At 73.2% G+C, this 22993-nt stretch carries 15 protein-coding genes and 1 pseudogene; 10 read left to right on the top strand and 6 right to left on the bottom strand.

The genetic code is table 11. From position 1 onward, the window contains the following. The first annotated feature begins 352 nt into the window (after nucleotides 1–352). Nucleotides 353–5959: a DNA repair ATPase gene (locus tag ACMA1D_RS16515; protein WP_414724729.1), complete on the top strand. Its 5607-nt coding sequence runs from the start codon at nucleotides 353–355 to the stop codon at nucleotides 5957–5959. 176 nt (nucleotides 5960–6135) lie between these two features. Here ACMA1D_RS16515 and ACMA1D_RS16510 read toward each other — a convergent pair whose 3' ends face one another. The 3 genes from ACMA1D_RS16510 to ACMA1D_RS16500 all read right to left on the bottom strand — a co-directional run bounded on the left by ACMA1D_RS16510 (nucleotide 6136) and on the right by ACMA1D_RS16500 (nucleotide 8870). Further along, nucleotides 6136–6930: a phosphotransferase family protein gene (locus ACMA1D_RS16510; protein ID WP_414724728.1), complete on the bottom strand. Its 795-nt coding sequence runs from the start codon at nucleotides 6928–6930 to the stop codon at nucleotides 6136–6138. Nucleotides 6931–7950: 1020 nt separating this feature from the next. Beyond that, nucleotides 7951–8478 carry a hypothetical protein gene (locus ACMA1D_RS16505; protein ID WP_414724727.1) on the bottom strand — a complete coding sequence of 176 codons (528 nt, stop codon included), beginning with the start codon at nucleotides 8476–8478 and terminating at the stop codon, nucleotides 7951–7953. Next, nucleotides 8475–8870 carry a hypothetical protein gene (locus tag ACMA1D_RS16500; RefSeq protein ID WP_414724726.1) on the bottom strand — a complete coding sequence of 132 codons (396 nt, stop codon included), beginning with the start codon at nucleotides 8868–8870 and terminating at the stop codon, nucleotides 8475–8477. Before ACMA1D_RS16500 ends, ACMA1D_RS16505 begins: the two co-directional genes overlap by 4 nt. An 831-nt stretch (nucleotides 8871–9701) precedes the next feature. Between ACMA1D_RS16500 and ACMA1D_RS16495 the strand changes: the two genes are divergently transcribed. From ACMA1D_RS16495 to ACMA1D_RS16475, 5 genes are all read left to right on the top strand, one after another. Beyond that, entirely contained in the window at nucleotides 9702–10655 is a 954-nt protein-coding gene (locus ACMA1D_RS16495) for a hypothetical protein (protein WP_414724725.1), read from the top strand. A 29-nt stretch (nucleotides 10656–10684) separates the two neighbouring features. Continuing rightward, nucleotides 10685–11290, top strand: a complete 606-nt coding sequence (locus ACMA1D_RS16490; RefSeq protein ID WP_414724724.1) for a YdcF family protein — start codon at nucleotides 10685–10687, stop codon at nucleotides 11288–11290. Then, nucleotides 11287–11964 carry a hypothetical protein gene (locus ACMA1D_RS16485; protein WP_414724723.1) on the top strand — a complete coding sequence of 226 codons (678 nt, stop codon included), beginning with the start codon at nucleotides 11287–11289 and terminating at the stop codon, nucleotides 11962–11964. Before ACMA1D_RS16490 ends, ACMA1D_RS16485 begins: the two co-directional genes overlap by 4 nt. Before the next feature lie 138 nt (nucleotides 11965–12102). After that, nucleotides 12103–13506, top strand: coding sequence for an MFS transporter (locus ACMA1D_RS16480; RefSeq protein ID WP_414724722.1), 1404 nt, complete (start codon nucleotides 12103–12105; stop codon nucleotides 13504–13506). A 138-nt stretch (nucleotides 13507–13644) separates the two neighbouring features. Further along, nucleotides 13645–14157, top strand: coding sequence for a DUF2004 domain-containing protein (locus ACMA1D_RS16475; RefSeq protein WP_414724721.1), 513 nt, complete (start codon nucleotides 13645–13647; stop codon nucleotides 14155–14157). A 301-nt stretch (nucleotides 14158–14458) separates the two neighbouring features. On the opposite strand, the gene ACMA1D_RS16470 is transcribed toward ACMA1D_RS16475, so the two are convergent. Both ACMA1D_RS16470 and ACMA1D_RS16465 read right to left on the bottom strand, forming a co-directional pair. Continuing rightward, nucleotides 14459–15019 (bottom strand): PIN domain-containing protein, encoded by a 561-nt coding sequence (locus ACMA1D_RS16470; protein WP_414724720.1) that lies wholly within the window; start codon nucleotides 15017–15019, stop codon nucleotides 14459–14461. A 3-nt stretch (nucleotides 15020–15022) separates the two neighbouring features. Continuing rightward, nucleotides 15023–15484 carry a helix-turn-helix domain-containing protein gene (locus ACMA1D_RS16465; RefSeq protein WP_414724719.1) on the bottom strand — a complete coding sequence of 154 codons (462 nt, stop codon included), beginning with the start codon at nucleotides 15482–15484 and terminating at the stop codon, nucleotides 15023–15025. Between the two features lie 507 nt (nucleotides 15485–15991). On the opposite strand from ACMA1D_RS16465, the gene ACMA1D_RS16460 reads away from it, so the two are divergent. Then, nucleotides 15992–16612 (top strand): YdcF family protein, encoded by a 621-nt coding sequence (locus ACMA1D_RS16460; RefSeq protein WP_414724718.1) that lies wholly within the window; start codon nucleotides 15992–15994, stop codon nucleotides 16610–16612. A gap of 118 nt (nucleotides 16613–16730) precedes the next feature. Here ACMA1D_RS16460 and ACMA1D_RS16455 read toward each other — a convergent pair whose 3' ends face one another. Next, nucleotides 16731–17285: a hypothetical protein gene (locus ACMA1D_RS16455; RefSeq protein WP_414724717.1), complete on the bottom strand. Its 555-nt coding sequence runs from the start codon at nucleotides 17283–17285 to the stop codon at nucleotides 16731–16733. Between the two features lie 475 nt (nucleotides 17286–17760). On the opposite strand from ACMA1D_RS16455, the pseudogene ACMA1D_RS16450 reads away from it, so the two are divergent. The 3 genes and pseudogenes from ACMA1D_RS16450 to ACMA1D_RS16440 form a co-directional block, all read left to right on the top strand. Further along, nucleotides 17761–18255, top strand: a pseudogene (locus tag ACMA1D_RS16450) (SigE family RNA polymerase sigma factor); the annotation flags it as partial. 338 nt (nucleotides 18256–18593) lie between these two features. After that, nucleotides 18594–19301, top strand: coding sequence for a hypothetical protein (locus ACMA1D_RS16445; protein ID WP_414724716.1), 708 nt, complete (start codon nucleotides 18594–18596; stop codon nucleotides 19299–19301). A 184-nt stretch (nucleotides 19302–19485) separates the two neighbouring features. Next, nucleotides 19486–22977 carry an AAA family ATPase gene (locus tag ACMA1D_RS16440; protein WP_414724715.1) on the top strand — a complete coding sequence of 1164 codons (3492 nt, stop codon included), beginning with the start codon at nucleotides 19486–19488 and terminating at the stop codon, nucleotides 22975–22977. Nucleotides 22978–22993 lie beyond the last annotated feature (16 nt).

The following is a 22993-nucleotide window of genomic DNA, read 5'->3' as shown; positions in this document are numbered from 1 at the left end:
GGCACTGTCGGACGGGGGTCGGCAGTGCCCCGGCTGCGGGCTGCGGCTTGCGGGCTGCGGTGGGGAGTGGGGCGTACGGGTCGGGGGTGCCCGGTGCGCAAGGGGGCGGCGGAGTGGTGGGGGCGGGGCATCCGGTGCGCAGCGGGGCAGCCGGCGGTCCGCCGGGCCCCGCCCGCCGGCCCCGCCCGCGGGCCCCCGCCGGCCCCGCCCGCGCCCGTCGACGCGCACCCCGCACGCACCGGCCGCCCCCACTCACCCAAGCCGCGCCCCACGCGCCCCACGCGCCCCACCCACCTACCGCGCGCCCCGCGCGCGCCCGCACACACCACGCGTACGAGGAGCTGAGGAACCGATGGAGACCGGGACCGGGACCGGGACGGGAAGCGGGCTGGACGCCGGCACGTACGAGGTGTTGCGGGAGCGGCTGGCGGGGCGGGCGGGGGAGTTGGCCCGGCGGGCCGATGCGCTCAACGCGTCGCGCGTCGCGGAGTTCGGCTCCACCGAGCTGACGCTGACCGGCACCGAGCCGGTGCGTACGGAGCGGCCGAGCACGGCCAGGGACGTGGTCGCCGTCGGGGAACTGCTGCTGTTCGGGACGACCGTCGCGGCCGGTCCCGAGGCCGGGGAAGCGGCCGTCGGCGAGGTGTTCACGCTCTACGACCGGGAGCTGAACCCGCTGCCGGCCGGCGCCGCGCCCGGGCTCATCGACGACCCGGCGTTCGTGCGCGAGTTCGCCGCGCTGCACCGCTACTACCGGGCGGCCAGGCTGCGCCGGCTGCGGATCGTGGACGGCACGCTGCTGGCCGTCTTCCAGACTGGCGAGCAGCCCACCGACATCCGGGTGCTGCGCTGGTCGCTGGCGGCGGACGGGCGGGCCAGGTTCCTGGACGCGCGCGGCGAGCGCGACCACGTCTTCCCCGACCCGCACGACGTGACCTGGGTGGACACCACCCGCGACGACCACGTGCCGGGCCGCTTCCCGCACATCGCGATCGACGGCGGCCGGGTCTACGTCGCCACCGGCGGCGGCGCCCTCACCCTCAAGACCGAGAACGACACCGAGACCGCCGACGGCGTCTACAGCGAGCCGGTCGCCGAACCGCTGCAAGCCCTCGCGGACGCGGACGTCGCGTACGCCACCGTCGGGCCGCTGGTGCTGCTGCGGGTGCGCCCGTACAAGGAGGAGGACTGGCGGTACCTGGTCTTCCACGCCGTCACCCACGACGTGCGGCGCATCGACGGCATCGGCCAGTCCTGCCAGCGGCTCCCAGCCGGCCAGGGCATCGTCTTCCCCGGCGGGTACTGCCTGGCCACCGGCGCCGTGAAGACCTTCGACGCGGACACCACCGGGCTCGTCTTCGAGCGTGCGGTGCGCTCCCCGAACGGCGAGGACGTGCTGTACGCGTTCCACGCCCGGGACACGGGCGCCACCGCACACCCCACCGGCGCCCCGTCGCCCCGTGGCACCACCGGGCCCCACGGCACCACCGCCCCGCACCCCGGTACCGCCCCGCCCGCCGGCCACACCCTGCTGCTCTCGTACAACTCCATCCGCGAGGAGGTCGCCACCCCGCTGGCCTGCCAGGGGTACGCGCTCTTCGACGACGGCACGCTGGTCGCGCTGCGGGCGCCGGCCGACGACGAGCCGGCGCGGGTGCACCCGGTGCAACTCTGGCGCACCCCGTACACCTCGGACACCTACGCCGCCGGCGCCGCGGCCGGCGCCGGGCCGCTGGCCCGGATCGGCAACGCCGACCTGGTGCGCGGAATCTCGGAGTGCCTGTCGCTGGCCCGGCAAGTTGCGGACACCGCGCCGACCGGCGAGATGTACCGGGCGCTGGTCGCCGCCTGCGGGCGGGCCGCCGACCGCTACCACTGGCTGGCCGACCCGGACGTGGGCGACCTGCGCACCCCGCTGGACGAGGTACGGGCCACGGCCGAACAGGTGCTGGCCGAGTTCGCCGCCGTGCAGGACCTGACCCGGCGGGCCGCCGAAGCGCTCGCCGAGTGCGCGGCGCACATCGCCCGACTGGTCCGCCGGGTACGCGGCGAGGCGCCGGCGACCGCCGCCGACTGGGTGGCCCGCATCGGCGAACTGCGCCAGGCACAGGGCAAGTTGGAGACGCTGAAGGAGATGCGGTACGCGGACGTCGAGCGGATCGACGCGCTCGCAGCCGACGTGGCGGGCGATATCGCCGGCACCGCGCGCCGCGCCGTCGCCTTCCTCCAGCGCGCCGACGCGTTCGCCGACTACCGGGAGCAGGCCGCCGGGCTCGCCGCGGACGCCGAGGCGATCGACACGGTCGCCGCGGCCGAGCCGATCGCCGACGAGGTGGCGCGGGAGACAGCCGGGCTGCGGCACGTCGCCGAGGTCATCGGCCGGCTCGACATCGACGACGCGACCGTGCGCACCGCGGTCCTGGAGCAGATCGCCGAGGTCACCGCGGGACTCAACCGGGCCAGAGCGACGCTGGACGCGCGCCGCAGGGAGCTGGCCGACCGGGAGGGGCGGGCGGAGTTCGCCGCCGAACTCGCCCTGCTCGGCCAGTCCGTCGCCGGCGCGCTCGCCGGCTGCACCACGGCCCGCGACTGCGATGACCAACTCGCCGCGCTACTGCTGCAACTTGCCGACCTGGAGGCCAGGTTCGCCGACCACGACGGGTTCCGTGAGGAGCTCGACGCGCGGCGCGCCGAGGTCAGCGACGCGTTCGCGGCGCGCCGGCAGACGCTGGAGGACGCCGCGGCCCGGCGCGCCGCCGCGCTCGCCGAATCCGCCGGCCGGGTCCTGGAGACCGTGGCCAGGCGGGCCCTCGCGCTGCCCGACCGGGAGTCGGTCGCCACCTTCTTCGCCTCGGACGCGCTGGTCACCAAGGTGCGCCGGAGCGCGGACGAGCTGCGGGCCGCCGGCGAGGGGCTGCGCGCCGAAGAGCTGGCGGGCCGGCTGAAGGCGGCGCGCGAGGACGCACTGCGCGCCCTCCGGGACCGTACGGAGCTGTACGCGGACGGCGGCGCGACCATCCAACTCGGCGCCCACCGGTTCGCGGTCGGCACCCAGACGCCGGAGCTGACCCTGGTCCCGGCCGCGGACGGCACCCTGGCCTTCGCGTTGACCGGCACCGACTACCGGGCCCCGGTCGCGGACCCGGCGTTCGCCGCGACCCGCCCGTACTGGCAGCAGACGCTGCCGTCGGAGTCGCCCGACGTCTACCGCGCCGAACACCTCGCGGCCCGGCTGCTCGCCGAACACGGCGCGGCGGCGCTGGCCGCGGCGAACCCCGACGAGCTGGCCGCGCTGGTCCGCGCGGCGGCGGACGCGGCGTACGACGAGGGGTACGAGCGCGGCGTCCACGACCGGGACGCCACCGCGATCCTCACCGCGCTCCTCCGCCTGCACCACGGCGCCGACCTGCTGCGCTACCCCGCGGCGGCCCGCGCAACGGCCGCCCTCTTCTGGACCCACGGCACGACGGAGAGCGCCCGCGCGGCGTGGACCCGCGAGGCGACCTCACTCAGCCGTGCCAGGGCGACGTTCGGGGCGGCGCCGGGCCTCACGCTGCTGACCCGGCAACTTGCGGATGCGGTGGGCGATTTCCTCCGGGAGGGGCCGCTTGCGGGGCTGAGCGAGCTGGGTGACTCGTTCGAGTTGGGTGGCTCGGCGGGCGTGGGCGGCGTGGGTGACTCGGCAGGGTTGGGTGAGTCGGGTGGCTCGGGCGGGCCAGATGGGCGGGGTGGGCTGGCCGGGCTGGCTGAGTTGGCAGCCAGCTACCTCGTGGAGGAGTTGGCGCGCGGCGGCGCATTCGTGACCGGCCCGGCGGCGCGGGCGCTGCTCGACGGGTTCGGGCGCGCAGTCGCCGGCCCGGACACCGCAGCACTCCCCTACTCCGCGGACGTACGTGAACAGTTGGCGACCGGCGACGCGGCCGGCGCACACCGTCTGGTGCACGGCTGGCTGACGGCGTACGCGGCGACGCAGCGGCCCGAGGCGGGGCGGGCCGGGGGCGCGGGCGGCGAAGGGGAGGCCCGCGGTGACGCTGACCGCGGGACCAGCAGCCAGCACAACAGCAAGAGCAGCAAGAGCAACAAGAACGGCAACGAGGACCCCGCCACCGCCACACCCATCACCTCCGCCACACCCACCCCCACCACCGGCGACCTCGCCGAAGCCGTGGCGATCGAGCTCTGCCCCGAGCTGCCGCGCCGCGACGTCCCGGACGCGGAGCTGTCGACGCAGGTCACCGGGTTGCTGGGCACCCACCCGCGGGTGGCAGGACGCGAACTCACCCTGCGGATCGACGAGTTCCACGCCCGCACGGCGGACTTCGCCACCCGCGTCGTGCCGGGCTTCCGCGCGTACCAGCGGCGCCGGGCCGAGCTCATCGCGGCCGAGCGCGACCGGCTGCGGCTGGCCGAGTACCGCCCGCAGGTGATGTCGTCCTTCGTGCGCAACCGGCTGGTGGACGACGTGTACCTGCCGCTGATCGGCGACAACCTGGCCCGCCAGATCGGCGCCACCGGCGAGGCCAAGCGGGTCGACAGCAACGGCCTGCTGCTGCTCATCTCGCCGCCCGGCTATGGCAAGACGACACTGGTCGAGTACGTGGCCGAGCGGCTCGGGCTGCTCCTGGTCAAGGTCAACGGGCCGGCGCTGGGCCACGGCGTCACCTCGCTCGACCCGGCCGAGGCGCCCAACGCGACGGCCCGGCGCGAGGTCGAAAAGGTCAACTTCGCGCTGGCGGCCGGCAACAATGTGCTGCTCTACCTGGACGACATCCAGCACACCTCGCCCGAGCTGCTCCAGAAGTTCATCCCGCTGTGCGACGCGACCCGCACGATGGAGGGCGTCTGGGACGGCGAGGCGCGCACGTACGACCTGCGCGGCAAGCGGTTCGCGGTGTGCATGGCGGGCAACCCGTACACCGAGTCGGGCCGCCGCTTCCGGGTGCCGGACATGCTCGCCAACCGGGCGGACGTGTGGAACCTGGGCGACGTGCTGACCGGCAAGGAGGAGGCGTTCGCGCTCAGCTTCGTGGAGAACGCGCTGACCTCGAACCCGGTCCTCGCGCCGCTGGCCGGCCGCGACCGCGCCGACCTGGAACTCCTGGTCCGCCTCGCGGCCGGCGACCCGACGGCCCGGCGCGACCGGCTGGCCCACCCGTACGCGCCGGCCGAACTCGATCGCGTGCTCGCCGTCCTCACTCATCTGCTCGCCGCGCGCGAGACGGTGCTCGCCGTCAACGCCGCGTACATCGCATCGGCGGCGCAGACGGACGACGCGCGCACCGAGCCCCCGTTCGGCCTGCAAGGCTCGTACCGCAACATGAACAAGATCGTCGCCCGCATCTCCCCGGCGATGAACCCCGCCGAGCGCGAAGCGCTCATCGACGACCACTACCGCAGCGAGGCCCAGACGCTCAGCACCGCGGCCGAGGCGAACCTGCTGAAACTGGCCGAGCTCAGGGGCGTGCAGACCGCCGAACAGGCAGCGCGCTGGGCGGAGTTGTGCGCGGCGTACGGCGGGGGAGCGCGGACGGGTTCGGCTGCGGGCGTGGGCGCTGACCCGGGCGGCGCTACGGGCGCGGGCGCGGGTGGGCCGGTGGGCCCGGCGCGTACGGGCGTGCGTACGGACGGGCCGGGCGCGGCAGTGGGGGCGGACGCCGGTACGGGCGCCCCCGGGCTGGGGGAAGCGGTGGCCGTGCTGGGCCTGCTGGCCGACCGGATCGCCGCCGTCGAATCGGCCATCACCCGCGCGACGGACCCCCGCCACCTCCTCTCCCGCCCCCCGGGCCGCCACGCCGCGATGCGCCCGTACGAGCCGGCTGGCCCGTACGGCAGCGCGGAAGCGGGCCCGTACGAGGGCGCGGGCGTGGGCCCGCACGGCAACGTACAGATGGGGGTGAACGGGCACCCGGGCGCCGCGGGGACTGCGGAGGCGCCGGGTGGTGTGGACGACGCCGGGTGACGCCGGCTGTTGACGGTTGACGCCGGCCGAAACGGGCCGTACGGGATCGGGGCGCGGCGGCGCTGCGGGCGGTGCGGGGCCGGGCCGTGCCGGCGCCCCGGTGCTCGTGCCCGGAAGGGACAGGTGGCGAACCGGGCCGGCCCAGCCGGGCACGAGCCACCCGGCCGAGCGCCAGCTCACCCCAGCAAGCTGCGGAAACGCGCGTTGCTCGGCTCCGCGTCGCGTTCGCCGACGGTGGCGACCCACTGCCGGCAGACTGCGTTCACGAAGGCGGTGACGGAGGCGGGTTCCGCGGCCCGCCAGGAGTCGAATCCGGCCAGCCACTGGCGTGCGGACCGCGGCGGATGGCCGCATTCCAGGAGCCGTACGGCCGTGTACGCGGCGTCGATCCAGGCGGGACCACGCGCCGGCATGGCCCAGTCCACGACGTAGGCCCGGCCGCTCCCCGCCTCGATCAGCAGGTTGTGCGGATTGGTGTCGGTGTGCAGCAGGTGCGGCCCGGAGAGCGCCCGCGCCTCGTCTGGCCGCAGATGGGCGGCGAACCGTTCGGCGAAGTGCGGCAGGGCCAGCCGCGGCAGCCGGCCGTCCGGTACCCGGCGCAGCGTGTCCGCCACGGCCGCCAGGTGCCGGGAGCCGGGCCCGAGGTCGGCGTGCCCGCCCCTGACGTACGCGAAGGCGAGGCAGTGCCAGCCCGCGGAGACGAAGCTGTGCCGGATCTCGGGGCCGACGCCCAGCGCGGCGACCACGGCGTTGACCTGCTGTTCGCACCGCAGACCGGCGGCCTCGGCGCGCGCGGACGCCCGTACGCCCTTCAGGAACACGGAGTCGCCGTGCTGCGTGTCGAGGGTGAGGGCGAGGGAACAGTTGAGCCCCTCGGCCACCTCGGCGGTGTGGACGACCCGGCCGGTCCGCGCCTCGACGGCGCGGCGCAGGACGGCGGGGAGGTCGGCCCACCGCACGCGTTCTGCCATCGTGTTCCGTTCACTCGCCGGGGCCGGGGCGCCGGACCGCCGGGTCCCGCGCCCCTGGCTCCCGTGGGGTGGATGGGTGTGCCTCGTGCCCGCCGCGGGGGCCGGGCCGCCGCCGCCCGCGGGGCCTCGTCCCGCCCGTCACCACACGCCGCACGGCTCCTGCGCGACCACGGCCCGCCCCGGCCGGATCACGGTCGCCTGCTCCCGCACGACGGGCTCAATACCGCATGGATCGGACCATACGGTACGGATCGGTCAGTTCTGCGTGGTGCCGCACTTGCGGCAACGGGTCTTGCCGCTCCAGCCGACCCAGTCGTGATCACATTCGCTCAGGGTGTGCCCCATGCTCAATTCCCTTTCCGTACCGCTACTTTACGGGCTTCGCAGCCCGTGCCGACCAGGGTTCCTGACCCCGTTGGTCGGTCGATGGCGTTCCGTTGGTGCCACATTTCTTACGACCGTCACCCGCCGTCTTTCGGTTCCGCCCGCCAGGTGTCTCGTGATGCACACTTTCCGCCCGAACTGCTTCCCTTTGGGGCCGGCCGGCCCGGTTGAGGCTGGCTGCTCCGGTCGGGCCGACGGGGCCGGTTGGGCCGGCGGGACCGGTTGGGGCGGTGGGGCCGGTCGGGATGGCCGGGCTGGTTGGTCCGGCCGGGTCGGCTGAGGTGGCCGGGTCCGGGCTGCCCCCGGCTTGCGCGGGCCGAGTGGGCCCTGGGTGTCCGGGGCGGGGCCCCGGGGTGCCTCCGTGGTGTGGCGGCGATCAGGACGGCGCGGGGGTCGGGGTGTCCGCCCGCCCTCGCCCACGACTGTGCCCAGCGGGCGCGCCCCGTACAACTCGACGCGCGGGAAGGCGGGTTGAACCTTCGACGTGCGGTGGGGGCGGCCGTTCACGGGTTGGGGGCGCGCCAGTGGAGCGCTGGCGCGCTGGGCCCCTCGTTGCGCGGGTGAGGGCGGGCTCTGGGCGGCCCGCCTGCCCGCTCTCCGGCGCCCCCGCGCCCCGCCGGCCCCCCTGCCACGGGCTCAGCCGACGGGGGCACCGGCGTCGCCCTGCCCCTCCTGCTCCTCCTGGCCCTCCTGCCCCTCCTGGCCGACGACGAACGCCGGGAACTTCCCCACGGCCGCGCCGATGGCGGCGACGAGCGTGCCGTCCGTCTCCACCTCGTCGACGCCGGCCCAGCGGCTGTGGTGCTGGCAGTCGTGCGGGCACAGGAACGCGGCGTGTTCCCCCACGGCGACCTCGGCCCCCGCGACCCAGCCGCCGTCCACGACCAGCGTCAACTGCTCTCCCCCGGTGGGTCCCGGCGGGTGCTGTTCGACGGCGAGGACCCGGTGCGCCTTCGGCAGTTCGAGCCCCAGCGCGTATGCGACCCGGCCGGCCGCCCCCATCACGGCCTCCGCCGGCCGCAGCACCACGGCGGGCAACTGCCAGGGCGAGCGGACGTCGCGCGTGAGCAGCATCCGCGGCCACCCGCGCGCCACGTCCCCGGGCGCCCCCGGGTCCACCGGCCGCCACACCAACAGGGCCACCCGCACCACGCGTTCGGTCATGCCGCGCCCCCGGCTCGCGCCAGGAACTCCGTCAGCCGCAGCCCGCAGTCCTGCGGCGTCTTCCCGTTGGTCGTCATGACGCCGGCCGAGCCACCGGCACCGCCGTCACCGGCACCCCCGTCGGACCAGAAGAACCCCCCGACGCCGACCACGGCGTCCAGAGGCACCTGCACCCGCCGCGCATTGGGCCGCAACTCCCCGACGGCGATCCCCGCGGGGTCGAACAGGGCCATCTCGTACGCGTACTGAAACTCCGCATCAGAAACGGCCCCCCATTCCCCCGCCCCACCGGCCTCGTCCCCCTGGGCAAGGAAGAACCGCAACACGGTCCCTTCGGCGAGCTGCACTGCGTGCTGGCCGGTCAGGACGTGGGGGCGGGTGGTGGGGGGCATATGGGCCTGCTTTCTGCTTGGCTGAACTGCGTCCCTGATTGAAGTTGAATCAGTCCGTCCCCTGACGACCCACGGGTGTCTGTAGCGACGCGGATACGGACATGGGCAGGTGCGCATATTCACTGCCTCTCGCTGAAGGGCTTCTAGCGGCAGCCGATCGCACTGCTGTAGGGCCTCGCCTATGACTACGAGGATGACTGCGGCTGATCGCGCCGTGCAGCGCGAACGGGGCACCCCACAAGGGACTTTGGGGTGCCCCGCATCGAATACGCGCAAGCTAGTCTGGCTCGATCACTCCCGTTGAGGCTTAGGTGGGTCATGGACGACCGTGCAGTAGCCAGGCGAACCGCATACGCCCTCACGCTTCCCGAGAGCCTGCTGCGCAGCAGAGACATGCGGCAGGCGTGTGCTACTCGCAACTTCAGTGAAGTCTTTCGACTAGTGAACAGGCGTACGGGGTCAAGCCATGCGGATATGGCAGCAGCCATTGGGAAGATGACGACTTCTCGCGTGGGTGATGTCATCAGAGGTGTCCGCAGAATCCGAGGTCGAGAGGTCATCGAAAGGATCTCCGACGGCTTTGGAATTCCAGGCGAGATGCTTGATTTGCCGCCCCGTCCTTGGGAGGAGCCAGGCGACGGTCAGGGCGATCCCGAGAAGTCGTTCGCTGCTTCACAGGCGGGTGTCTCTGGCGCCGGGTGGGACGGCGCTCACACGTCTGTAGAACCACGTGAAGGGGGTGCGCCTGTGGACCGGCGTGCCTTCGCTTCCACGGGTGCGGCATTAGCAGTGGGCACTGTGGCGGCTGCGCAAATCGGCCGAGGGCAGCGTGTGATCGAAGTATTGGACGTCATGGGGCAGGACAGCATGGGCGCTGTTGTAGATAGCCTCAACGATCTTGTGCAGCATTACGCCCAGACTATTTCAGCGACTCCATCGGGAGACGTATATGACGAGATTCTGGCCGTTCGGTCATACGCAAATGGGATTCTCAAACGTTGCGGAAGTGATCGGTGGAACCCTGACCTGAGCCATGTTATTGGATGGCTTTCATGCTTGCTCGCGATTGCCGCGTGCGATATGAAATCGCATGCGGCTTCTCATCTCTGGTGTGCAGACGCTGAGCGTAGGAGTGAGTCTGTGGGAAATCCGAAGTTGGCGGGCTGGTCTACGCTCACCAGGTCAATGATTGCGTTCTACCAGGGGCGGCCTCGTGAGTCGGCGGTCCTCGCCGCACGGGGGCGTGAAATCACATCCCGCGGGACTGTTGCTCACGCGAAGCTAGCTGCTCAGGAAATGCGTGCTACTGCGATGACGGGTGATTCTGAAGGAATGGAAGCGGCGCGACGCTATGCGGCGCAGGCAATCTCGGCTCTACCGGTTGAGGTAGAATCTTCAGGAGCTTTTTCAATTGCATTGGCCGAAGATCCGCCGTACACCGCAACTTCACTCATGCTGCTCGGCCGGCCACTGGAGGCAGTGGCGGCAACAAAGCGTGTCATCCAGAGTTGCTACCCGGCAGAAATGGGGCGGTTCGGGCAGGGTTGTGCGCGGTATTCTCGGACGCTCCTCATCCTTGCGTTGGCGCAGGCCGGGGCAGGCGACCTCGACGAGGCGGTTTCGGCCGGCTGTGCAGCCCTGGTTGACAATCATCCGGCGTGGCCAACCATGGTGCTTGCCGGGAAGCTCGATAAGACCCTGATGCGTAACTTCCCGAGTGCTCAAGTCCACGAGTATCGTGACAGGTATTTGGCAACTATGAGTCATGCAAGGAACTTCGTTTAATCGGTCAGGTTACGTAAATGGGAGCCCTCATGGCAGAAGAAATCCTCACCGCAGGCGAGGTACGGGACATCGCAGCCGCCGTCGACATCGATGCACCGCCTCCCGCTGAACCCGGTGCGCTCTTCGTCTTCGGGACCAATCAGCTTCGGCCCGCCGAGATCGCGGCCGATCGCTATCGGGAGGGTTTGGCTCCGCTCATCATCCTCACCGGGGGAGTCAATCGGCACAACGGTGTGGTCGAGGCACAGGAGTTTCGGAAACTCCTGCTGGAGCGGGGTGTTCCCGATGCGGTCATTCGCTGTGAGGACCGGTCGGCCAACACGTGGCAGAACGTCGAATTCGCGCTGCCTTTTCTCCGCGAGGCGCAAGAAGCGGGCCTGCCGGTGACCGCGATCGGAAAGTGGTACCACCGGCGCACCCTGCACTGCCTGGCCACGCTCGCGCCCGACATCGCGCGGTTCCATGTGCTGTCCTGGGAACCGGTGTACGCGGGGCAGGTGGTCACGCGGGAGAACTGGGCACACGTCCGCGACGGGAAGCGGCGCGTGTTCCGGGAGTGGGAGGAGTCGGCTCGCCGCGTACGGGACGGCAGTTTTCGCGACGTACGGCGGGTCGATGGGGCCTGGCATTCATGAGCGGTCAGGCGCGGCCCGACGATGCGCGCGAGGCGCTCGCCGAGCAGCAGGCGGACATCGTGCGCCTGCTGCTCCACCACATCCACGCGCCCTTGACCGACGGGCAGTTCATCCGCGGCGTCCTGCCGGCGCCGGCCTCCGCCGCGGAGGTCAGGGTCGTCACGGGACCGCAACATGCAGCCCGGGATGGAGAGGTGATGGCCTGGGCCATCCCGCTGCGCGGCTGCGGCGCACCGGATGAGCTGGCCGGCCCCTATGACGTGCTCGGTGTCGTGCGGGGTCTGGCGACCGGTACGCACGTCTTCTCCAGCAGCCGGGTCGACACCGTGCTGGGGATGACACTCATCCATGTGGACCCGGAACAGATCGTTGCCCCAAGCCCGGACGAGTGTGACCACGCCTTCACCGTGCTGCGCACCCTTACCTACCCCTGGACCGAAGAGCAGCCCGATCCGCGGCTGCGCGGGTTTCTGCGCCGGGAGCCGGACCGGATGCGCTTGTACGTGGACCGCCCGGGCGACATCGACGTGGTCGCCGTTGACGTACGGCTCTCCGGAGCGCTGACCGCCCTCCTCGCCGCCCTTCCCTCGCTGATCGAGGAGGAGGAGCGGGTGGTGTCGGGTGATCTGGATGACCCGCACTGTTCCCGGCTGGTCAGTCTTATTGACTGGTGATCGCCGGCGAGGCCACCTACCGTGTCCCCCGTAAGGTGCAGTGGCCCGCGCAGCGCGCAGCCATGTCGGGGTTTCCGGCCAGCACGACGAGTCCGGTGCGGCTCGTCTGAATCTCTCGGACAGAGAGTGTGCTCTGGCATGCCCGACAACTCCTCCTCCCATCCCGCTCCGGCCGTGCGATGGTGGATCTTCGCGACCATCCTGGTCGCGGACGTCCTCGACCTCCTCAGTACGACCGTCACCAACATCGCAGCGCCCTCGATCGTCGATGACCTGCACGGATCGTCGTCCCTGACGCCCTGGCTCGGGTCGAGTTACGCGCTCGCGCTGGGCTCGATGCTCGTGCTCGGGGCCCGGTTGGGTGACAAGTTCGGCACCCGCCGCATGTTCCTCATCGGCTTGGCCGGCTTCACCATCGGGTCCGCCGGCTGCTCGTTCGCCGGCGAGCCCTTCGGCATCGTCGTGGCCCGCATCGTGCAGGGCGGGTTCGGCGCCCTGCTCATCCCGCAGGGGTTCAGCATCCTGCTGCGGGCCTTCCCGCGCGACCAACTCGGCAAGGTCTTCGGCCTGTTCGGGCCGCTGATGGGGATGAGCGCAATCAGCGGGCCCGTCCTCGCCGGCGTCCTCATCCATATCGACCCCTTCGGGCTCGGCTGGCGGTCGGTGTTCCTGATCAACGTCGTCCTCGGGGTCGGACTCTTCATCGTCGCTGCCAGGTTGCTGCCCGACCATCCGGGGGACAGCAGCGTGGTGCTCGACCCGGCTGCCGCGCTCGTCCTGATCTGTGGGTTGCTCGGCGTGCTCTGGGGGTTGGTCGACGGGGGGAGCGGGGACTGGCAGGCGCGTTCGGTCGCGGCGATGGCCATCGGGGTCGTGCTGTTGCTGATGTTCGCCGCGTACCAGGTGCGCAGTGCCGACCCGTTCCTGACCCCGGCCCTGTTCCGTAACCGCGGCTTCGTCGCCGGGCTGCTCGTCGGCTCGGTCTTCTTCGCCGCCGTCGCCGGCCTGCTGTACGTGACCTCGCTCTATCTGCAACAGGGCCACCACCTGGGCCCGCTGGCCGCCGCCGGGATCATGGCGCCGATGTCGCTGGGCATCATCGTCGCCGCCTTCGCCGCGCGGGGTGTGGCCGCCGAGTCGGGGCGCCGGCTGGTCGCCGCCGGGCTCGCGCTGGTCGCGGCCGGGATCGTGGGGTACCTGGCGGTGGTGCGGCTCGTCCCGGACACCCTGTGGGCGCTGGCCCTTCCGCTGTTGGTGTGCGGTCTCGGGATGGGGAGTTGCTTCGGCTCGGTGTTCGCCGTCGCGCTCGGTGACGTCACCGAGGAACAGGCCGGCAGCGCCAGCGGCACCCTCAACGCCGTTCAGCAACTTGCCAACGCCATCGGCGCTGCCCTCATCTCCACCGCGTACCTGGCCGGCGCTGACGCTCACGGCTCCCCGCACGCCGTGACCACCAGCCTGCTCCTCGTCCTGGGGATCGTGCTGGCCTGCGCCCTGTGCCTGCCGTTGCTCCCGCGGAAGGCGGCTGCGGAGCGGCATTGATGTGTGTACGGGGTGGGTGGTTACGGGGTGGCTGGGGTCGGTTCCCGGGCTCGGTCCGCCCCGGCCCGCCTCACCCCGGCCCCGCCCCCGGCCCCAGCCCACCCGGGGCCGGATTTTGCCTCGTGACACCATGGCGCCATGCAGACCACCATCACGTCCACGCTCGTCGGGACGCTCGAATTCGACGCCGCGAGTGGGTTCGCCGGGCAGGTCGTGGTGAGTGGGGCCGGTGGGGATTCCTGCTGGCTGTACATCGCCGAAGAAGTGAGCGCCGAACCCCGGCTCCTGGCCACGGTCGCGCCGACCGTCGACGCCTTCCACGAACTGGTTGACCAGGCACGATCCGCCCTCCGCGGGGAGCTCGCCAAGGTGGATTCGAGTGCCGTGGAGTTCGTCCGCTTCCATGTCGAGGAGCTCGGCGACCTGGAGGGCGACTTCCCGGCGGCGGCGCACGCGTTCCTCTCCGGTACGGGCTCGCCGGCGGCCCTGGCGGACTTCTTCCGCGCCACGGGCCTCGCCTTCCACCAGGCCGCCGACGGCGACCTGTCCTTCTGGCTGGACTTCGGCCTCGTACCGGAGCATTCGGACGAGGTGCTGTGCGTACGGTTCGACGCCGATCGTGGGGTCAGTTCGATTGGGTGGGAGAGCTAGGGGGAAGAAGGGGCGGCGGGGCCATTTCTGTGGTGGGGCCTTGCCCAGCCGCGCGGCCAGATTCCCGGCCGTGGCCGGTTTCGCCAGGCGCGGCCGGGCCACGGAGGTGGTGGACCTGGTCCTGCTTCGAGATCGATAGATCGAGCGAGTTGCAGCCTCACTTGTTGTCGGTGCTGTCGGCGACCAACTGCGTCGACAGCGAACAGCCGCACCGCGTCGGCAGGGTGGAGCTTCGTCGCCGACGCGGTGCGGCTGTCGCGGGTTGACGGTGCTGCGGTGGCCCGGTTGGGGTTTACGGCCCTCAGGGCACGTCCCGTAGGGCCGCCGCCGTAGCGACGAGTCCGTCCTTTTCTAGCGACGCGATCACGTCCCTGACCGTCGCGTTCGGAGGGGTCCTCCAGGCGGCTGCGATCTGCGCCAGCGCCGTGTGGATCAACTGCGGCGACAGCCGCACCTGGGCTTCGAGGAAGGCGTCGGGGTGGACGGCCTGGATGCCCCAAGTGGATAACCGGGCCGTCGGGAAGTCCTTGAGGTTGAACGTGATGATGGACTGAGCTCGTGCGTGGATGGCGGCTGCCAGGACATGGCGGTCACCCGCGTCCGGCAGATCGAGGTCTTCGAGTAGCGGCTCGTAACCCTTGACCAGTACGTCGCGGATGGAGCCAGCCATCAGCTCGCGTGTCCTCGCCAACTTGCGCGGGTCTAGGTCCGGCCGGTTTTGCTGGATGCTGCGGAAGGTCTCGTCGAGTATCTGGTCCGTCCACTTCGCTTGCACCACACGTGCTTGTGCCACACGGATGAGAAGATCGCGCAGCGTGCTGGGGTACAGAACGTTGGCGTCGTAGACGGCGACGAAAGCCATGACCTAGTACATTCCCATCTCCTGGCCGAGCTGTGTGAGCTCATCGGCCATCTGTTGGCGGCGGTGGTCGTCCTTGCGCTGATAGTCCAGGAGGGACGACGCGGTGATCCTGCGGTGCGTGCCGACCGTGCGATAGGCGATCTCGCCGGCTTCCAGGAGGCCGATCAGGAAGGGGCGGGACACGTTGAGCAGGTCGGCGGCCTGTTGCGTGGTGAGTTCGGCATCGGACGGGACGAGGGCGACGCCGCGGCCGGCCCTGAGGTGATCGAGTGCGGTCGCGAGGAGTTCTACGACCTCGCGGGGGAGCGCCAGGGGCTCGTCGGCGCCGTCGTCCGCCATGTTGAAGGAGACCTGGGTGACGGTCTGGTGCTCCGCCAGATAGGTCCGGACCCTGGTGAGGGCGTCGTTCGCGGTCTTCTGCTGGTCGTGCGGCAGCTTTACGGGACGGAAGTCGGTCTTGGTCACGTGGTTCGCCCCTTCAATGCGACTTGGGCGGGCGCCAGGGGGGCCACCGCTGGTCAGCGGCGGATTGGGGATGGCGCGGAGGCTAGGAGGTTCAGGGTCGTCCGCCGTGTGGGGACGCGCGGCGGACGGGCTGAGGAAGTGGAGCCCTCCGGGGTTTTTTAGCCGTTGGAGGGCTCGATGCGTCACGGTGATGTCGTCTTAGTGGGTAGTCACTAAGACGAGTATCCGCAATAAACGCAATAAGCGCAATCCGTGATGGGGTGCTGAAGAGGTGGAAGCCCCCCGCCCTCGGGTGCGGGGCTGTCTGATGGCGTGCGGAGCGGGGCACCGCGTGCCTGTCGGTACGCGGTGCCGGCGGCGCGTAGCCGCGGGTGGTCAGTCCCACTCCCACCCCACGGGGCCCCGGCCACCGCACTTCCCCCCTACGTGAAGGGCCGCAACTGGTCCCGGGCTGTCTAGATTTGGGGCATCCCCAGGCACCCGTACGAGAACGTCGAGGAACGGCCCATGGACACGCAGAGCCTTCATCCCGAGCAGGTGGACGAGATCACGTCGTACGTCGACATCGAGGCGCCGCCGCCGGTGGGGGTGGCGGGGGCGTTGTTCGTGTTCGGGAGCAGTCAGGTGCAGCCTGCGGAGATCGCCACCGAGTGGTACCGGCGGGGGGCGGCGCGGCTGATCATCGTGACCGGTGGGGTGAGCCGGCACAGTGGGTTCGTGGCGGCGCCCGAGTTCCGGCGGCTGTTGATCGAGCGGGGGGTGCCCGACGCGGTGATTCGGTGTGAGGCGATGGCCGCCAACACCTGGCAGAACGTGGAGTTCTCGCTGCCGTACCTGCGGGAGGCGAAGGCCGCCGGGCTGCCCGTGACGGTGGTCGGCAAGTGGTTCCACCGGAGTGCGGTGCACTGCCTGGCCACGCTGGCGCCGGAGGTCGGGCCGTTCCACGCCGTGACCTGGGAGCCGGTGTACGGGGGCCGGGCGGTGACCCGGGCCGACTGGTCGTTCATACCGGAGGGGGAGCGGCGGGTGGTGCGGGAGCGGGAGGAGGTGTCGCGGCGGGTGGCCGACGGGAGCCTGCGGCCGGTGCGGCTGGTGGGGGGTGCGTGGCGCGGGGAGGGCGTGGCGTGAGTGAGGGGTGGGGCGTGGTGCGGGCACGGGTGTCGCTCCCGCGGGCCCTGGTCGAGGCGGCCCGCGGGAGCGACGGGTGGTGCGGTCTTCCCCCCTGGGTGGTGCGTGGTGCGGTCGGTCAGCCGCGCGGGGCCGGGGTCACCGACGGGTGGGAGGACGAGGGGTGGGACGACGGCGGTACGGGGGCCGGCGCGGCCGGCTGGCCGGGCGCCCGGTCGGACGTGGGCGGGACCGGCGCGGGGACGGCCGACTGGCCCGGCGTGTAGTGCACGTCCGGGATCGGGCGGGGCTCGGTGGGCCGGCCGGGGACCTCGACCTCGGGCGCCGGCGCCGGCGCGGGCTTGCTCGTGGGCGGTACGGGGGCGGGCGCGGGCTTGTCCTTCGGCGGCGCGGGGACGGGCGCCGGCTTGTCCTTCGGCGGGACCGGCGCGGGGGCCGGCTTGTCCTTCGGCGGGGCGGGGACGGGGGCCGGCTTGTCCTTCGGCGGGACCGGCCGCGCGACCTCCGCGGGTTCCGCGTCCGGCTCGGAGACGGCCGGCCGGGTGGACGGCTTGGCGCCGCCGCCGGCGTCCGCGCTGGCGACGGTGGCCCAGCCGGCCAGGGCCAGGGCACCGCCGGCCGTCACACCGAGGATCAGCCGACGGGCTCGGCCTGCGATGAGGCGCTTGGTCACGTTCTCTCCTTGCGAGATGGGCAAATGCGTAGCGGGCTAGCTAGCTGACTAGCTGGCCAGGGAGCCAGTGGACTAGCGCCAGCGAGCCAGTGGGCTGGGGCGGGCGCGGGCCGGTGGACCGGCCGCAGCGCACGCGGGGGCACGCAGGGCGTGCGGCGCACGTCGGGTGCGCGGCGGACGGCTCCGCCGGGCGGGCCGCGGTCCCGCCCGGCGGGCCGAAGCCCTGTGTGAGGGGTTTACGGGGCCGCCGCCGAACGGGTTGCACGCCGCCGCGAAAAATCCCGTCGCCGTCTTTTTCGGCCGGGCGTGCAACCCGGCCGCCCCCGCTCCCGTACCTAAGAGGACGGGAGCACGAGGACGAGGGCACGAGCCCGGGTGCCCGGGGCCGGGCGTAAGGGACGAGTGCCCGGGGCCGGGCGTACGGGTCAGGCGGCGCCCGAGGTCATGCGTACGGGGTCGGTGGGAGGTCGGGCGGGTGCGGGAAGCAGTCCGGGAGCGCGAGTTCCGGGAGTTCGCGGAGGCACGGCAGGCGCAGTTGCGGCGCAACGCGTACCTGCTCTGCGGCGACTGGCACCACGCCCAGGACCTGACCCAGGCCACCTTGATGAAGCTGTACGCGGCGTGGGGCCGGGTGCGCAAGGACGGCAACGTGGACGCGTACGCGCGCACCATCCTCACTCGCACCTTCATCGACCAGTACCGCAAGGGCCAGTGGCGCGAGGAACCGGTGGACGAGGTGCCGGGCGTGCGCGGGGCGCCCGAGGTGGCGGCCGACGCGCCGGAGCTGCGGCTGGTGATGCAGTCGGCGCTGATGGAACTGCCGCCGCGGTACCGGGCCGTGCTGGTGCTGCGCTTCTGGGAGGACTGGAGCGTCGAACAGACCGCGGAGGCGCTGCGGGTCACCCCGGGTACGGTCAAGAGCCAGTGCGCGCGGGGGCTGAAACGGTTGCGCGGGCTGGTGGAAGGCATGGTGGAGGGAGAGGGGGCGGGGGAGGGGGCTTCCGGGGGCGGGGCTTCCGGGGCGGGTGGTACGACCCGTGTGCTGCGTACGGCTCGTACGGCGAATACGGGCGGTACGGGCAGTACGGGCGGTACGGGCAGTACGGGCAACACGACCGGTACGGCGAGCGCTGCCAGCACGGCCGGCGCGGCCCGTACGGACAGTGCCGCAAGGACGCAGCACGCGCACGGCGAGCCCAGCAGGCCCAGGAAGACCAGCAAGAACAGCAGGGCCGCCGGGACGAGTCGCTTGGGTGGGGCCCGTGGTGTGGGCGGAGCGAACGGGGTGAGTGGGAGGTGAGGGACGGGATGTCGCCGGAGTCGGAGCGCGAGTACGCGCGGGGGCCGGAGCGGGAGCGGGAGTACGCGCCGCAGCCGGGGCGGGAGTACGCGCGGGAGCCGAAGCAGGTGCGGGGGCCGGAGCAGGAGCAGGGCGAGGGCGCCGAGGTGCGTTTCGCCTTCGCGGAGATCCTCGACGGTGCGGCGGAGCCGCCGCTGTCGAGCATGACCGATGCGGCCGTCACGGGCGGGCGGCGGTTGCGCCGGCGCCGCCTGGTGGCCTCGGTGGGCAGCGCGGGCGCGGTGGTCGTGCTGGCGGTGGTGGCGGCGCTCGTGCTGCCGGGTTCGGGGCCCGAGGGGAAGGTGGAGCCGCTGGCTCCGACGGGCACCCCGCGCCCCGTGCCGACCGCGCCCGCGCCGGAGTCGGCCACCCCGACGGAAGCCGCGCCGCAACCCACGGTCGACCCGACCCCGACCGACGACCCGACGCGGGGCGGCGCCGCCAGCGAGCAGCCGCGCGACCCGTCGCCCGGTGTCCCCGGTACCCCCGACGTACCGACGGGCCCCACCCCGCACACGCCGACCCCGCAGAACCCGGGCGGGGGCGGGCAGGGCCCCGCTGACCAGCCCGTACCTCCGACCATCGAGCCACGGCCCGGCACGCCATCGACCCTGCCGTCGGGCGGTGCGGGGACGTCACCGAGCGCCGCCACGCCGTCGGGCTCGCCGTCCGCGTAGCGCTTCCGCGCCGATCCCCGTGGCGCCCCCACGGGACGCCCCCCGGCGCGTACCCGTGAAGCACTCCCACCGAACGGCGGCCCGTGCGGGGCGTTGACGGGGGATCGACGTGGCATGACCATGTAACGAAATTCCGGGCCCGCGGGGCGGGGCGGCGCGGGCCGTGCTTCGTGAGGAAACCGTCGTGGACTGTGAACCCGTCACGCGGCACGATGTCGTGCTCGCGGCCCGGCGCCACCTCGCCGACGGCGGCAGCGTGGTGCTGTTCGGGCCGCGCGGCGTCGGCAAGTCGTACGTACTGCGCGGGTTGGTCGAAGGCGCCCGCGACCACGCCGGCACGGTGCTGTGGTCCGAACCGGGCGCCGCGGAGCGCCCGTTGCCGTACGCGACCCTCGCCGACCTGCTCGACCCGCTGGCCGATGACGCGCTCGGCGCGCTGCCGCCGCCGCAGCGGTCCGCGCTGCGCGCCGTGCTGCGCCGCGAGGAACCCGCGGCCGGCGGGCCCGACCCGGTGGGCGTGCGGCTCGGGCTGCTGGCGCTGCTGCGCGGGCTGACCGCGCGCGGCCCGGTGCTGCTCGCGGTCGACGGGGCGCAGTGCGTGGACGAGCAGAGCGCGCAGACGCTGGCGTTCGCGGCGCGCCGGCTCGGTCCGGTGCGGGTACGGGCGGTCGTGACGGAGACGGCGCGCGCCGGGGCGGGCCCGCAGACCGGCGCGGCGCTGTGCCCGGGGCCCGCGCTGATCCGCGAACTCCCGGCGCCCGCCGCACCCGAACTGCGCGAACTACTCGACCGCCACGTCGCCAAGAAGCTGCCGTACTGGCTGGTCAGACGGGTGCACGAGGCGTGTGACGGGGACCTCCTGGACGCCCTGGAGATCGTCCGCACCCTTGACCGGTTGCCCGAACTCCCCACCCGCGACCAGCCGTTGCCCCTCCCCGAACACATCCGCGCGGACCTCGCGGAACGGCTCACCGGCATCTCGCCGGCCGGCCGCGGGCTGCTGCTGATGGCGGCGGCGGTACGGAAGGGGCCGGTGGAGTTGGGGTTGCTGGACGCGGCGGCCCGTACGGCGGTCACGGACCGTGGCGCGGTGCTGGACCGTGGCGCGGTGCTGGGTTGCAGCGCCGTGCCGGACTGTGGTGCGGCGCCGGGCCGGCGGGCTGCCGGCGCGCGGCCGTCGCCCGTACGGGAGGTCGCCGCGGGGCCCGAGGCTTGCGCGGGCGACGGTCCGGCCGGCCGGGCGGGTGCGGGGCTGCGCTTCCTCGCGGGGCTCGGCTCGGGTGGTCAGGGCGTGCCAACTAGCTTAAATGCGAGGGTAGTTGAAGGTGATTTCGGCGCCGTGGTCGAGCCGCGTACGAGCTCCGCGCCGCGCGCCACCACCCCCACCCCGTACACCCACCCCACAGCCGAACCCGTAACCCACCCCGTAACCCACCCCACCTCGCACGCTCCAACCCACCCCGCGGCCAACCCCGCGACCCAGCCGGCAGCCCAAGCCACTCCGCACGCCGCTCCAACCCACCCCGCGGCCGAGCCGATAGCCGCCCACCCCGCAGCCCACCTCACCCCGCACGCTCCAACCCACCCCCTCGCCCCCGCCCTGGCCGCCGGTCTGTTGGTCATGTCGGACGACGGGACCGCCGTGCGGTTCGCGCGACCGTTGGACGCCGTCGCCGTGTACGCCGCGGCGTCCGCCGCCGAGCGGCGCACCGCGCACGCCCGGCTGGCCGCCGCCACGCTCGACCCGGCCGAACACGCCCGCCACCTCGCGCTGGCCGCGCCCGGGCCGGACGCGGGGGTGGCGGCGGTGCTCGCGGGCGCGGCCGAGCAGGCGCGGCGGCGCGGTTCCGCGGACGACGCCGCCGCGCTGGCCAGGCTCGCCGCCCTGCGCACCCCGGCCAGCGCGCCCGAACTGCGCTGCGAGCGGCTGCTGAGCGGGGCGTCCCACGCGTACGCGGCGGCCGACTACGAGCTCTGCCGCGAACTGGCCGAACGGGTCACCGACCGGGCCCCTGACCCGGCCCAGCACGTGCGCGCGTGCGTGCTGATCATCAACGCGGCCAACCAGGCGATGCACGACCTGGACGAGGTGTTCGCCGCGGCGTTCGCGCACGCGGGTGACGACCCGGGCGCCCGGGCCAGGCTGCACTACCTGCGCGGCGTCAAGGCCCACATCAGTGCCGGTGACACCCCGCTGGCCTGGGCGGAGGCGGCCCGCGCCGCGGCGCTCGCGCAGCGCGCCGGGGACCGTACGACGGAGCTGATGGCGCTCTCGCTCCAGGCGTTCACCGGCACCCTCCAGGGCCGCGGCGACGCCCGCGACGTCCTGGCGAGGGCGCTGGCCAGGCCGCAGGACGCGGGCCCGACCGGCGGGCACAACGGGCCGCGCGCCATCAAGGCCAGGATCGATTTCTTCGCGGACCGGCTCACCGACGCCGGCACCGAGATCGACCGCCTCCTGCGCCGCGCCAGACGGTCGGACGACGTGGAGGAGATGCTGTTCCTGGTGGGTTCGTCGGTGGACGTCGACGTGCGCGCCGGGCGCTGCGGCCGGGCCCTGCACGCCGCGCACGAGGCGCTCGGCCTGGCCCGCGCGCTCGGCGCGATCATCGGCCAGGTCTGCTACTCGGCCGCGGTCGCCGAGGCCGCCGGCGGCGACCTGGAGCGGGCCGAGGCGCTGGCCCGGGAGTGCGTACGGGTCGCGCGGGACGAACGGGACATGGTCTACCTGCCGTTGGCGCTCTGCGTGTTGGGGCAGATCCAGCTGCGGACCCGGGCGCCGGTCGCCGCCGTCGAGTGTCTGACGCAGGCCCGTACGATCGCCCACCGCCGCTCGATCGTGGACCCGGCGGCCGTGCCCTGGGCCGCCGACCTGGCGGAGGCGCTGGTCGCGGTGGGCGACCACGAGCGGGCCGGCGCGGTGGTGCGCGAGGTGCGCGCGGCGGCCGACCGACTCGGCAGGGCCGGCGTGGACCTGTCGCTGCTGCGCGCGGAGGCGCTGTTACGGGCCGAGTCGGCGGACCTGGCCGGGGCCGCGGACCGGCTGCGGGAGGCCGCCGCCGGCCACCGGGCGCTGGGGCTGCCCCTGGAGCGCGGCCGTGACCTGCTGGTGCTGGGCGCGGTGGAGCGCCGGCGGCGGCACGAGTCGGCGGCGCTCGCCGCGTGGCGGGAGGCGGCGGGCGTCTTCCGCGCCGCGGACGCCAGGCCCTGGTTCGACCAGGCGCAGGCCGAACTCCACCGGGTGAGCTGCGGCCGGGGCCCGGCCGGCGGGGCGGCGGGCGCTCCGCGGGGGCGGGGGGCTGAGGTGGCCGAAGTGATGGGCGGACAGGGGGAGTTCGCGGTGGGTGGGTTGGGTGTGGGGGTGGGGGCGGACGTGGGCGGGGGTGCGGGGACGGGCGCGGACGTGGGCGTGGGTGTGGGTGCCGGGGCGCCGGCCGCGCTGCCCGCCGGTCGGCGCCGGGCGCTGACCCCGGCCGAACACCGGGTCGCGGAACTCGTCGCCGGCGGCGCGACCAACCGCGAGATCGCCGGCCACCTCTTCCTCTCCGCCAAGACGGTCGAAGCCACCCTCACCCGCGTCTACCGCAAGCTGGGCATCCGCTCCCGCGCCGACCTCATCCGTCTCCACCACGCGGGGGACCGGTGGGCGGGGGACGGCGTTGGTGGGGTGGGGTGAGGGGTCGGCCGGGACT

The organism is Streptomyces sp. 796.1 (assembly GCF_047525675.1).
GTDB lineage: Bacteria > Actinomycetota > Actinomycetes > Streptomycetales > Streptomycetaceae > Streptomyces.
Note: the sequence above shows the minus strand (reverse complement) of the source record. Positions and strands in the feature narration are given on the sequence as shown.